Below are 13,037 nucleotides of genomic sequence, written 5' to 3'. Positions count from 1 at the left end.
TCAACCTTATTATTTATTTTAGATTTAAAATTTTTTTTAAATATTGTCCTGTGTAACTTTTCGGTTTTTGCATAATTTCTTCAGGGGTTCCTTTAGCGATAATATATCCACCATTATTTCCGCCTTCTGGTCCTAAATCGATAATATAATCAGCATTTTTAATTATATCTAAGTTATGTTCGACCATAATTACGGTTGCTTTTTGTTTAATTATATGATGAATTATTTTGATTAATTTTTGAACATCTTCGCTGTGTAATCCTATAGTAGGTTCGTCTAATATATAGAGGGTATTTTGAACATTTGTTTTAACAAATTCATTAGCTAATTTTATTTTTTGTAATTCTCCATCCGAAAGAGTTTTAAAATTTTGCCCCAAACGTATATAATCTAAACCTATTTCTTTTAAAATTTGAAAATGATTTTTGATAAAAGTAAAATTATTAAAAAAGATTAAAGCTTCGCTTACGGTCATATCTAAAATTTCGGCTATGTTTTTATTTTTATATTTGATTTTTAATATTTCTTTATTGAATTTTTGACCTTTACATTTTACACATTTAATAGAGACATCAGGAAGAAAATGCATAGTAATTTTTGTTATTCCTTCTCCAGAACAATGTTCGCAACGTCCTTTTTTGTTATTAAAAGAAAAATGACTTTTGGTATAACCTTTTAATTTAGCTTCTTTTGTTGAGGCGAATAAATTTCTAATATAGTCAAAAATTTTTGTATAAGTAATTAGATTACTTTTAGTTTTTTTTCCGATAGGAGAAGGAATAATTTTGATAATTTTTTTGATACTATTATGTTTATTCAAAAATGTATTAGAAATATTTTCGTTTTTGTGATAAGAAATTTTTTCTAGAGTATTGGATTTTAAAATTTGATTTAATAAAGTTGATTTTCCAGAACCTGAAACTCCTGTGATGACTGTTAAAATTTCTAAAGGAAAATCAATGTCGATATTTTTAAGATTATTTTCGGAAACATTTCTGATTTGGATTATTTTTTGAGGATTGATAGGATTTCTTTTTTCAGGAACATTAATTATTTTTTTACCAGATAAATATTGTCCCGTTAAACTTTTTTTATTTTTAATAATTTCTTCAGGAGTGCCATAGGCTATTATTTGACCTCCTTGTTCTCCTGCTTGAGGTCCGAGTTCTATTAAATAATCAGCGGATAAAATTGTGTTTGGATCATTTTCTATCACTAATAAAGTATTTCCTAAATTTCTAATTGTTTTTAAAGCTTTAATTAGTTTTTCATTATCTTTAGGATGTAATCCAATAGAAGGTTCGTCTAATGTATATAAAATACCCGATAATTTAGCTCCGATTTGATTAGCTAATCTAATTCTTTGTATTTCCCCACCAGATAAAGTTGCACTACAACGTTCTAAAGTTAAATAATTTAAACCAATATCTTTTAAAAAATTAAGTCTATCTATTATTCCTTGTAAAATTAAATCAGATTTTTGTTTTTCTTCATCTGTCAATTTTAAATTAAGAAAAAAATCTAATAATTCTTTTATAGATAATTTACTTAATTCATAAATATTATGATTTTGAATTTTAAAAAGTAAAGCTTTTTCATTCAAACGAGCTCCTAAACATGAGTCACATTTTTGTTCTGAAACAAAAAAATTAATAAACCAATTGATATTATTAAGATCATTTTTTTGATGATAAAAATGTTCTAAAACATTGATAACTCCTGTATTAAGTGAATCGAAATTATTATTTTTGAGGTTTTCTTGTTTTCTGTAAAGAAGAATGTTTAATAATTTAGGGTTTAATTTTTTTAAAGGTGTATTCATATCGATATTATTATGTTGACAAAAAGTTTTTAAATCATGAATTTGAGAATATACATTTTGATAGTAAAAATAAGGAACGATACCTCCTTCATTAATAGATTTATCTAAACAAATAATCAAATTTGGATCTAATTTATTTTTTACACCTAGTCCTTGACAATTTGTACAAATTCCATGAGTATTATTAAAAGAAAATAGACGCATTTCTCTTTTAGGAATAACAAATTCTTTTTCAGAAAAATAATAATTATGGTAAAATTTGTGAATTTTTCCATCTTGTAAAATAAAAACCTTATCAGGAACTAAAGAAAAAGCCAAATTTAAAGAATCATATAATCTTTCTTTATTGTTATTTATCTCCATACGATCTATGACGATATAAATATCATGATATTGATCTTTTTCTAGTGAAGGCAAATCGTTTTCTAATGAGATTTTTTTTTGATCAATAATACAACGATCGAAACCTTTTTTTAAAAATTGTTTGAAAAGTTTTTGATGTGTTCCTTTTTCTTTTTCTACAATTGGAGCTAAAATAAAAATTTTAGAATTCAGGTTTAATTTTAAAATTTGTTCCATAATTTCTTCTAAGTTTTGATTTTTAATTGGCTGTTTAGTTTTGGGATGGTGAGGAACAGAAATATTAGTATAAAGCAATCTTAAGTAATCATAAATTTCGGTCATAGTTCCAACAGTAGAACGCGGATTATAAGATATTATTCTTTTTTTAATATTAATCGCAGGACATAAACCTTCAATTTGATCGACATCTGGTTTTTCAAAATTTCCTAAAAATTGTCTAGAATAAGAATTAAGAGATTCTATATATTTTCTTTTACCTTCTTGGTATAAAGTGTCAAAAACTAAAGAAGATTTTCCAGAACCTGAAATACCAGTTACTACAATAAATTTGAATTTAGGGATATCTAAATTAATATTTTTTAAGTTATTAACTTTAGCACCTCTAATTTTTATTATTTGATTATTATTCATTTGAATATAGTACTTTCTTATATTTTAAATTTTATTTTTTTATTAGTTTAATAAAGAATTTAACAAAAATATCATAAATTATATTTAATTTTTAAAATTTTTTGTTTTTCAAATTTTCAATAGTTTTTGATATTTTTATTAAATCTAATTTGGGATATAAGATAAAATTTTTTTTGTTTCTTTTTGTTGTGTTTTTTGATGAAATAATAAGGTAAAACGATGTACTTCGGTACTTAATTGTAATAAAAAACGAAATAATTTATCTTTATTTTCGAAATAAAAAATTCCTTTTTTCGTAATTAAAGCTTCTAATTGATGTTTATTATTTTTTTTTAACGCCCCTAATACAATATCTAAATTCATTTTTTTTAAAGTTTTGTAACAAGTATTAAATTGTCCTTTTCCGCCGTCAATTAGAATTAAATCAGGTAAAGGCGCTTTCATCTCTACAAGTTTTTTATAACGTTTTTGTAAAACATATTCAAAAGAACGATATTCATCTTGAAATTCTTTGTCTATATGAAATTTACGATAACATTTTTTATCAAATTGAAAATTTTTAAAAACAATCATAGCTGATACAAAAGATTTTTGAAATAAATGTGAATTATCAAAAACTTCAATATGATTGATTTTTTTTTGGAAAAATTCGGATAAGAGTTCGATATATTCTTGCATTTGTTGAAATTTAGATTTATGGATTAAATTATATTTAATAAGATTTTCTTTAGCATTTTTTAAAGATAATTGATATAAATGAAATTTTGTTTTTTTAAAAGGTATAGAAATTTTTGTTTTTAGTAATTTTTCAATATTTTTTATTTCTTTTTTTAATTCTTCTCCTAAAATAATTTCTTCGGGAACCATTTGTTCTTGGTAATATAAATTTAAATAAGTAATAATATTGCTTTCGATAAGTCCTACATAAGAAAAAACTATCTGATGATGATCGAAAATATTACCTTGATTTAACCTTAGTATATATATAGAAATTTCGTTTTGGTCATGATAATGAGCGATAATATCAGAACTTTTAGTTTTGATTATATTGCTAACAAATTGTTTTTCTGTTATTTTTTTTAAATGAAATAAAATTTTTTTATATTCCAATGCTTGTTCAAATTCTAATTTTTCACTGGCTTCTTGCATGTAATTTTTTATTTTTTTGATAATTTCTTTATTATCACCTTTTAGAAATTTAGTTATAGCTTCGATATTTTCTTGATAATCAACATTAGGGTTATTACAAGGTCCGATACATTGTTTAATATGATAATAAATACAAGCCTTTTTATTTATAGGATGACATTTTCTTAAGGGGTATATTTGATATAATATGCTTATTGTTTCTTTAACAGTTTCGTTGTTAGGATAAGGACCGAATATTTTTTTATTTTTAGGGACTATTTTATATCTAGCTAAGATTAGTCTAGGATGTTTTTCGTTGGTTATTTCGATATAAGGATAATTGGTATCATTTGTTAATTTAAAATTATATTTAGGAGTGTGTTTTTTAATTAAATTTGATTCTAAAATGAGCGCTTCTAATTCATTATTTGTTAAAATATAATCTATATCTGTAGTTTCAGATACTAAAAGATTAGTTTTTTTATTGTGAGAACATGTAAAATAACTTTTAATTCTATTTTTTAAATTTTTAGCTTTTCCTACATAAATTATACTTTTATTTTGATCTTGAAAGAGATAACATCCTGGTTCTGATGGTAACATTTTTAGTTTTTCTGATAACACATTTTTATACCTTCATATAATAAAATATTATTTTTTTACTTAATTACAATTACTGAAATACTTATAATATATTAATATTATACTTTAATTAATTTAATAAAAATAAAGATTGTAAAAATTTTTGAATAATTGTTTTAAGTATTTTTTTATTTTTTATTAATAAAAATTTCCCTAAAATAAGGTCTTAAAATTTTTATTTTCAATTATAAGTTATTAAAAATACAAAAATGATTAATTAAAATAATTCAAATTTCAATATTTTTAAAATAGTTTAAATTAATGTTAATAAGTCGATATTCTTTTTGTTTCAATATTTCTATTGTATTATTTTAAATAATAATACAAACTTTTCGAAATTTTTCTTCTTTTTATTAAATAAAAAATATCTTTATTTTTATTTTTGTTTGTAAAAATAAAAAACAAGTTTTGTGTAAACTTATTTATTTGAGGTTTTATCGGTGTTCAAATAATAAAAATTTTTAAATAATTTTTTATTATTTGAACACCGATATTAATAATTACGATATTATGATTTTTTCGTTTTAACACAATTTTTAATTGTTAAATTATTCTTTAAGACTAAAAATTAAGTTGATAATTTCATATTTTTTTAAACTAAGGAAACATTTTAATTCAAAAAATGTTTAAGCTTTTTTAAATAATTTTTTAATATTTTATATTATTAATTCATCAAAAAAAGATAAAAAAACATCATTTTTTATCTTTTTTTTGTATATAATTATTATTAATAGTAATTTTAATTATTACTATTTATTATTAATTAATTGTTATGTTTTTTTTGTTCATTTTTTATTAAATTTAATTTTATTTTAATATAAATAAAATAGGTAGGTAATTTAATATATTATGGCAAATGACGCGACATCTCAAAAAAAATCAAGAGTTTTATTAATAATAGGTTTAATAATTATATTATTTTTTTTAAGTTTTTTTATTTGGCAAATGTTAAGCAAAGAAGAAACGTCAACAAAAGAAGAAAAAGGGACAACTTCAATTTCTTCAGAAACAGACAATAATAAATCTCAGATAAACGATAAACAACAAAACATCCAAGAATCTTACGATAAAGCGACTAATGAAGCGGATTTTTTTCGAAAAATTATTTTAGATGCCGAAACGCAAAAATGTTTTTATAAAATCTTAAATTTAAATGCCAAATTAGAAGAAGATTTTAAAATGAATACAAAAGATATTTTAAATTTACTTAAAGATAAGCCGATTTCTTTCGCTTTAAAAAATACAGAATTGCAACCGAATTCTCATATTAATTTATTTAAAGAAACATCATTATCAGAAGGATCAGGAACAGAACAAAATTTATATGATTTTAAAGATAAACCAAATTTAAAATTAAAAATTAATAAAAAACGAAGTCTTTGGGGTGAGAAAACATATATTCAAGTACAATTATTATCTAATGCAGAATTATTATTATTAAATGATTTTCTTGATACAGATAACCCAAAAATTAATTTAGTGACTACAAATTTAACATTGTACAAAGATAAAGTTTAAAAAAATAAAAAAATGATAAAAACCATTTTTTATTATAATAAATCAATTTAAAATAAAATTTATTTTTTTATTTTTCTAATTTTTAAATTATTTTAGATAAATTCATAAATTTTTTTGGATATTTTAATTTAAAAAAAATAATAAAAAAAGACTATAGAATATGAATAATCTTTTATTGTTGTGTGTTGAATTTTATAGAACTAAAATCATTATATAACAGCTAAATTTAACAAAATCAAGAATATGTTTAGACGAATTATTCTTAATAGAAATTTTGATACGAATTTTAAATATATTTAATTATTATTAGATTTTTTTAAGTTTTGTTTTAAGATTTTCAATTTACATATAATATTTTTATTTTTTAAATACAAATATTATATTAATTTTAAATATTTAATTATAAAATAAAAAAGAGTTATTTAGATAATAACTCTTTTTTGCTTATTATTTTTTTACTTATTTTAATAAATATTTAATGAATGGCAGGGATATCAGGATTCGAACCCGAACAAGCGGTTTTGGAGACCGTTATGCTACCGTTGACATCATATCCCTTTTTCAAAAATAATATTGGTACGGGTGACAGGACTTGAACCTGCACGCTAAAAGCGCTAGATCCTAAGTCTAGTGCGTCTGCCATTCCGCCACACCCGCTCTTTATAAAAAAAAAAAAAATAAAATTTGGCAGGCCCAGCTGGATTCGAACCAACGAATGACGGAGTCAAAGTCCGTTGCCTTACCACTTGGCTATGAGCCTTTATATTGATAAAATATATTTATATAAAATTAATAATTAAATAATTGGGGCGGTTGATGGGAATCGAACCCACGCATAGCGGCGCCACAAGCCACGGCGTTAACCACTTCGCCACAACCGCCATTATATCTATTAAAAATATAGAATTATATACTATACATTATATATTATATATAACTATATTTTAATTTTATAAATTAATTATAGCATTTTTTTTAACAAAATACAACATTTATTATTATACATTATTTTGGGCTATTATTAAAATTAAAAATTCTTTTATATAATAAAATAATTATTGAAATTTTTAAAAAAAATGCTATAATAAAAATGCACTTATTTGAGAATGAATTTTTTTGAGTGATTTCGTTCGATAATAAGTTTTTTAATGAATAAGATTTATACAAAAAGAAAAATTAATATATTTATCGAGAGGAGATAAGCAAAATGTCTGTCGTTGAATTAATTAATAGAAATCAAGATTTATTAGAAAATTTATTTGAAGATTTTAAAAATGATTCTTTTTTTAATACTTCTAATTTTTTGATGAAATCTGATATCAAAGAATATAATGATCACTATGTTTTAATAACTGAAATTCCGGGTTTTAAAAAAGAAGAAATTAAAATTTCTTTAGAAAATGGTTATTTAATTTTAGAAGCTTTTCCTTCAAAAAAAGAGGAAACAAAAAAAGAGTTTAATTACCTTAAAAAAGAAAGAATAACAGGTATAATTAGACGTAGTTTTAATTTAGGAGAAAATTTTAACATTAAAGATATTCAAGGTCATTTAGAAAATGGTTTATTAATTTTAAAAATTAATAAAAAAAGAGAAGAAACAAAACCTAAAGAATATTTAGAATTGAAATAATTTAAAAAAATAAAAAATCAAATATTATTATAATATTTGATTTTTTTTTGGATCAAAAATAAAATAAAATTAATTAGTTAATTTTATATTTTCTTTTTTTTGTTTACCTATTAAAAAATTTTTAACAAAATTTATATCTTGAGGGTTTATATATAAAACATTTTTGTCAGAATCATAATAAGACTTATCATTCATCATTTTATTTAACATTAATAATTGAACATTTTCAAAATCTGAAATTTTTTCAAATATTTTATTTAAACTTTCTGGAATTTGATTTTTAACAAAATCATTTTCTTCTGTAGAATTATCTTTTTCTGAAAAATTATTATCGTAATTTTTAGAAAAATTTTCTTTTCTATTTTTGTCTATAATTTCGTTATTTTGTATTCTTTGCATTTCTTTTTCTAAAAAAAAGATTTTTTGCTCTAATTTATGTATTTCTAACTTATCTTCCAATTTATTTTGATATATTTGCTGATTCATTTCCAAACGTAATAAACTATTTTCTTGATGTCGATTATTATTTTCTTTTTGTTTCATTTCTAAAATTTTTAATTCAATTAAACTTAAATTTTCATTTTGTGAAGGATGATTATTACTTATTGAAATGTTAGATGGTTCAGAAAAATCATTATCTTTAGTTTGTGTATTCTTTTTTGGATTTAAATTTTTTATTAAAAAATTACAATTACATTTGATAATAAAAAATAATATTTGGCATAATTTTATTATTAAAATTAAAATAGGACCAATTAATAGAACAAATGTTATAGTAAATAACAGCCAATGTGATGTTATAAAAGGCACAATTTTTTCTGAAAATATTTCAAACAATATCAACACTTCTCCTTTTTTATATATATTAAATAATCGAAATTTATTTAATATAAAAATAGTTTATATTTTTCAATTATTTTTTGAAATTTTATTATTGATAATAAAAAATGATATTTTATAAAAAAATATAATATACATTATAATTATAACATATAAATAAATTATGATAAATTTGTTGAAATTTATTGAAATAAAAAAAATTTATTTTTTAAAAAAAATTAAAAAAAGTATGGATGAATAAAATGAATTTTGAAAATATAAAAAAATTTAGAAATGGTTTTAAAGAATTTATAATTAAAGGAGATATTATTAAATTAATTGTTGCTTTTATTATGGGGCAATTATTTACTAAAGTTATTAGTTCTTTGTCGACAGATATCATAATGCCACCTATAAATTTATTATTAAACCGACATTCTATTAGAGATTGGAAAATAAATTTAAATAATAATATTTCAATTAATTATGGTAATTTTCTTCAAAATTTATTTGAATTTTTTTTAGTTTCTCTTGTAATATATACAATATTAATTTATATTTATCAAAAAATTGTAAAAACAAATGATTCGAGTACACAATCGAATTTACAAAAAAAAGAAATATATGCGACAACAGAATTATTAGAATTAGAGAAAGAAAAAATACAAATTTTAAAAGAAATTCAAAAAAAAATAAGTGAACAAAAATAATTTTTTTATTTTTTTTCACTTAAATTAAAAAACATTAAATATTTATTTATATTGAAACATTTAGATACAATCCGAAACCTTTAGATCCTAAATGAATAGCAATTATTGGAGAAATAGGCCCATAAATAGAGATTTTTATATTAGGATCATTTAATTTTTCGATTTCTTTTTTTAATTCTTGCATATAAACATCGTCTTCGACATATAACATTTTTACTTCAACAAGTTTATTGACTAAATTTTTAAAATTCAAGATGCATTTTATTAAATAAAGAAAACAATTTTTCCAAATTCGAACATTTTTTTCAATAGTGATGATTCCTTGTTGAAATCTTAAAATAGGTTTTATTTTGAATAAACTGCCCAAAAGAAATTTAAATTTACTAATTCTTTTGCTAATAACTAATTGTTTTAGATTATCTAAAGAAAAATAAAAACTACCTAACTTTTGTTCTTCGATAACTTTATCAAAAATTTCTTTGTAACTTAAGTTAGTATTATAGACATATTCATAAATTTTATTTAGAGTGAAAACAAATCCTGGCCCTAAACTACCTGTATCAATAACTGTAATATTTTCATTATTTACGATTTTTTTAGCTTTATAAGCGCTATTAAAAGTCCCGCTTAATTTTTGGGATATTGTTAAACATACTACATGTTCATAACCTGCATTTAATTGTTTTTCGAAAGCTTGCACAAATAATTGTGGACTTGGTTGACTTGTAGTAATTTGTCTTTTTTGTTTCAAACAATCTAAAAAAAATCTATTATCTGATTTTCCTGAGTATTCTTTGCCATCTAAAATAATAGATAAAGGGACGATGCAAATATCAGATGAAAAAGGTAAATTTATATTATCTCCTATAGTAGAATCTATTACAAAACCTATTTTTTTCTTTTTTTTTATACTCATATTGTATAAAACTCCTTCATTGCTATAACAAAAAAATATAAAAAAATTAAAATATGAAAGTAATTAAATATTCTTTTATTTGATTAGCGTCTTTCATTTGCAACATGATACTTTCTAAAGCGATCGAAATATTACCAGTTTCTTCTGAAACTACAATAGTCATACTATCAGTGTTTTCGCTAATACCTAAAGCAGCACGATGTCTAGAACCTGTTGTTTTTTGAAAACATTGACCCTCAGATAACATAAAATAAGCGCCAGCGGATAAAATCCTATTTCCTCTAATTATAACTGCTCCGTCATGTAACGGAGTATTAGGGATAAAAATATTCATTAATAATTCTTTCGAAATATGAGCGTCAATTAAAATTGATTTTTTAGCAAATTGTTCTAAAGAATTGTGTTTTTCAATAGTAATTAAAGCGCCTATTTTTTTTTGAGACATTTCTAAAATTGCTTCTAAAATTTGTTCTTGTGTATTACGATTCACTAGGATGAATTTTTTATTTTTATTGCGTAATTTATGCAAATTATTAAAAAAAATTCTTAAATTAGGAGCTCTGATAATAATAGGAGATAATAAAATAAAATTTATTAAAGGAATTTTGATATCGCAATCTATGTATTCTACCAATAATTTATATAATTTAGATTGGATCAAAAAACTAAATAAAATAAATCCAAAAATAAAAAAATAAATAATTTTAAAAAATTCATTTTTATCAATAAAAAAAATTCTAAAAGAAATATAAATCACAAATAAACATAAAAAGAATAAAATAATAAATTTAATCCAATTCATATTTCTAAATGCCTTTTTCCGAATTGTTTCGTATTTTGATATTTTTAAATAAATATATAATGATAAATAGATGTAAAAAAATCATTATAATAAAAAAATTTATTTGCGATTATAATAAATGAAAATTACTTTAAAAATTAAAATAAAATATTTTTCGAATGAAATAAAAAAATCATTATATTAAAAAAATCAAAATATTCTGTTTATTTTATTTTTTTAATAAATTATTTAATATATTTTATTAATTTATTTCTATTTTTAATAATAATTAAGGGATTATTAAAAATAGAAATTTTTAAAAAATTAATAATTTTAAATAAGTATTAAAATTATTAATTTTTTTAAGTTATACAAAAAATATTTAATATTTTTATTTAGTATAATATTCGACAATTAATTGTTCATTAATATCTGTTAAAAATTCACTTCTTCTTGGGTATCTAACATATTTACCAGTTAAATTTTTTTCATCTAAACAAATATATTCGAATTTTTTATTAGATTTGTTTTCTAAAGCAAAATTAATAATTTTTAAATTTTTAGATTTTTCTTTCACAGAAATTTGTTGTCCAGGTTTGACACAATAAGAACAAATATCTACTTTTTTAGAATCTACCAAAATATGACCATGTGAAATTAATTGTTTTGATTGTGCTCTTGTGTTGGCCAAATTTAAACGATAAACAATATTATCTAAACGTGATTCTAACGAAATTAAAAAATTTTCGCCATGAGCGCCTTTTAATTTAGCAGAATTATAAAAAAATCTTTTGAATTGTTTTTCTGAAATACCATAGACAAAACGAACTTTTTGTTTTTCTTTTAATTGAATACTAAAATTACCTTTATCTTTTTTTTTTCTATTTTTGATTAAACTATTATTTTTCGTTACTAATTCTTTTCCTGTTTCAGATAAAGAATATTCAAGACGACGTGAAACTTTCCAACTTGGATTTGTATAACGAGACATTTTTAAATAAAACCCCTTACTTAAAATTTATATAAATTATTTATGAGTGATAATATATTATATCAAAAAAACAAAAATTAACGAAAAATACTTCATTTTAATAAGTAATAATATATTATTTGAAATTAAATTTTAATATTTAAAAAAAATATTTATTATGGTCATCTTTTATATTATAAAATAAAAAAACCTAGAATCAATAAATTTTTACATTAATTATTGTAAATATTTAAAATTAGTTACTTAAAAAACGATTTCGAACATAAAATAATTAAAAAACAGCATCTATCTATCATTATATAATATAAAACGTCGATGCAATAAATAAGTTTAATAATTACACTTATTAAACTTATTTTTGGGATATATAAATAAAATTTTATTTTTTTTCTAATTTAAATTTTTGTAATTCTTTTTGAACTAAATGATTTACTTTATCATTTACAAAAAGAATATTATTATTTCTTTTAAGGTGTGTTTTTTTACTACAATTTTTTAAAATAATAATTTTTAAATCTTTAATATTAGTTTTTTTGAGGAATCTTCTAATTTTATTTTCTTTTTCTTGTTTTTTCATTTTAATACAAATCTCACTATATATAATTGTCGAATATTAATATATTAATTAAAAATTTTTGCTTTATATTATTATTTTAAAGCAAAAAATATAATTTTAATGTAAATATATGTAAATGAAAAATTATGAATTGAATTTTTTTTAAATATTTAAATTCAATCCGAAGATTTATTTTCATATTGAAAAGATATTTTTGAAATGTATTGTTTTAAGATAAATTAAAATTATGGGAGTTAAATTTGAATTTAAAAAAATTACTTTTCTTTTTTAATTTTTTTTGACAAATTAAAATAAAACTAGGAATTTTATTATAACTATTATAAATAGAAGCTAAAAATAAGACACTTTAAATACAAAAATATTAATATTTTATCATTTTTTAATATTTTTGTTTTGTTAAAAATTAAGATTTAAAATTTATTTTTTTGATAATTTTTTTTATTTAATTAGATTATATTTTTGAGATAAAATAAAAAAACCAAATTGTTTATTTTTTATAAACGATTTGGT

The 13,037-nt window shown here is 20.2% G+C and carries 10 protein-coding genes and 4 tRNA genes; 3 read left to right on the top strand and 11 right to left on the bottom strand.

All coding sequences use genetic code 11. From position 1 onward, the window contains the following. Positions 1 to 13: 13 nt before the first annotated feature. Both uvrA and uvrC read right to left on the bottom strand, forming a co-directional pair. Positions 14 to 2,815: an excinuclease ABC subunit UvrA gene (gene uvrA, locus CWO85_RS03455; protein ID WP_121464214.1), complete on the bottom strand. Its 2,802-nt coding sequence runs from the start codon at positions 2,813 to 2,815 to the stop codon at positions 14 to 16. A gap of 144 nt (positions 2,816 to 2,959) precedes the next feature. Then, a complete protein-coding gene (uvrC, locus tag CWO85_RS03450; protein WP_236628363.1) occupies positions 2,960 to 4,567 on the bottom strand; it encodes an excinuclease ABC subunit UvrC in 1,608 nt (535 codons plus the stop codon). Positions 4,568 to 5,434: 867 nt separating this feature from the next. On the opposite strand from uvrC, the gene CWO85_RS03445 reads away from it, so the two are divergent. Beyond that, complete coding sequence (locus CWO85_RS03445) at positions 5,435 to 6,103, top strand: hypothetical protein (protein ID WP_121464213.1); 669 nt, start codon at positions 5,435 to 5,437, stop codon at positions 6,101 to 6,103. Between the two features lie 483 nt (positions 6,104 to 6,586). Here CWO85_RS03445 and CWO85_RS03440 read toward each other — a convergent pair. From CWO85_RS03440 to CWO85_RS03425, 4 genes are all read right to left on the bottom strand, one after another. Further along, positions 6,587 to 6,661, bottom strand: a tRNA-Trp gene (locus tag CWO85_RS03440). A gap of 16 nt (positions 6,662 to 6,677) precedes the next feature. Further along, positions 6,678 to 6,760 (bottom strand) — tRNA-Leu (locus CWO85_RS03435). A 28-nt stretch (positions 6,761 to 6,788) separates the two neighbouring features. After that, positions 6,789 to 6,863, bottom strand: a tRNA-Gln gene (locus CWO85_RS03430). Positions 6,864 to 6,908: 45 nt separating this feature from the next. Continuing rightward, positions 6,909 to 6,984, bottom strand: a tRNA-His gene (locus CWO85_RS03425). A gap of 326 nt (positions 6,985 to 7,310) precedes the next feature. Here CWO85_RS03425 and CWO85_RS03420 point away from each other — a divergent pair. Next, complete coding sequence (locus CWO85_RS03420) at positions 7,311 to 7,733, top strand: Hsp20/alpha crystallin family protein (RefSeq protein WP_121464212.1); 423 nt, start codon at positions 7,311 to 7,313, stop codon at positions 7,731 to 7,733. Between the two features lie 69 nt (positions 7,734 to 7,802). Here the strand turns inward: CWO85_RS03420 and CWO85_RS03415 are convergent, their stop codons facing one another. Further along, positions 7,803 to 8,570: a hypothetical protein gene (locus CWO85_RS03415; protein ID WP_121464211.1), complete on the bottom strand. Its 768-nt coding sequence runs from the start codon at positions 8,568 to 8,570 to the stop codon at positions 7,803 to 7,805. Positions 8,571 to 8,815: 245 nt separating this feature from the next. Here CWO85_RS03415 and mscL point away from each other — a divergent pair, with 245 nt between their 5' ends. After that, a complete protein-coding gene (mscL, locus tag CWO85_RS03410) occupies positions 8,816 to 9,262 on the top strand; it encodes a large conductance mechanosensitive channel protein MscL (protein ID WP_161554995.1) in 447 nt (148 codons plus the stop codon). A 46-nt stretch (positions 9,263 to 9,308) separates the two neighbouring features. On the opposite strand, the gene CWO85_RS03405 is transcribed toward mscL, so the two are convergent. From CWO85_RS03405 to CWO85_RS03390, 4 genes are all read right to left on the bottom strand, one after another. Then, positions 9,309 to 10,178, bottom strand: a complete 870-nt coding sequence (locus CWO85_RS03405; RefSeq protein WP_121464209.1) for a DegV family protein — start codon at positions 10,176 to 10,178, stop codon at positions 9,309 to 9,311. Positions 10,179 to 10,224: 46 nt separating this feature from the next. Beyond that, on the bottom strand, positions 10,225 to 10,980 hold the full coding sequence (locus CWO85_RS03400) for a diadenylate cyclase (protein ID WP_121464208.1): 756 nt from the start codon (positions 10,978 to 10,980) through the stop codon (positions 10,225 to 10,227). Between the two features lie 370 nt (positions 10,981 to 11,350). Next, complete coding sequence (gene rpsD, locus CWO85_RS03395) at positions 11,351 to 11,950, bottom strand: 30S ribosomal protein S4 (RefSeq protein ID WP_121464207.1); 600 nt, start codon at positions 11,948 to 11,950, stop codon at positions 11,351 to 11,353. Positions 11,951 to 12,329: 379 nt separating this feature from the next. Continuing rightward, the gene (locus tag CWO85_RS03390) at positions 12,330 to 12,527 is read right to left on the bottom strand and encodes a hypothetical protein (protein WP_121464206.1); all 198 of its coding nucleotides are present in this window, start codon (positions 12,525 to 12,527) and stop codon (positions 12,330 to 12,332) included. Positions 12,528 to 13,037: the final 510 nt, after the last annotated feature.

This window comes from Candidatus Phytoplasma ziziphi (assembly GCF_003640545.1).
Lineage (GTDB): Bacteria > Bacillota_I > Bacilli_A > Acholeplasmatales > Acholeplasmataceae > Phytoplasma > Phytoplasma ziziphi.
The sequence above is the reverse complement of the archived record's forward strand: the minus strand, read 5'-3'. Positions and strand labels throughout refer to the sequence as shown.

Coding starts and splice junctions, on each gene's coding strand:
- uvrA (WP_121464214.1), bottom strand. CDS start 2,815: ATGAATAATAATCAAATAATAAAAATTAGAGGTGCTAAAGTTAATAAC.
- CWO85_RS03445 (WP_121464213.1), top strand. CDS start 5,435: ATGGCAAATGACGCGACATCTCAAAAAAAATCAAGAGTTTTATTAATA.
- CWO85_RS03420 (WP_121464212.1), top strand. CDS start 7,311: ATGTCTGTCGTTGAATTAATTAATAGAAATCAAGATTTATTAGAAAAT.
- mscL (WP_161554995.1), top strand. CDS start 8,816: ATGAATTTTGAAAATATAAAAAAATTTAGAAATGGTTTTAAAGAATTT.
- CWO85_RS03405 (WP_121464209.1), bottom strand. CDS start 10,178: ATGAGTATAAAAAAAAAGAAAAAAATAGGTTTTGTAATAGATTCTACT.
- CWO85_RS03400 (WP_121464208.1), bottom strand. CDS start 10,980: ATGAATTGGATTAAATTTATTATTTTATTCTTTTTATGTTTATTTGTG.
- rpsD (WP_121464207.1), bottom strand. CDS start 11,950: ATGTCTCGTTATACAAATCCAAGTTGGAAAGTTTCACGTCGTCTTGAA.
- CWO85_RS03390 (WP_121464206.1), bottom strand. CDS start 12,527: ATGAAAAAACAAGAAAAAGAAAATAAAATTAGAAGATTCCTCAAAAAA.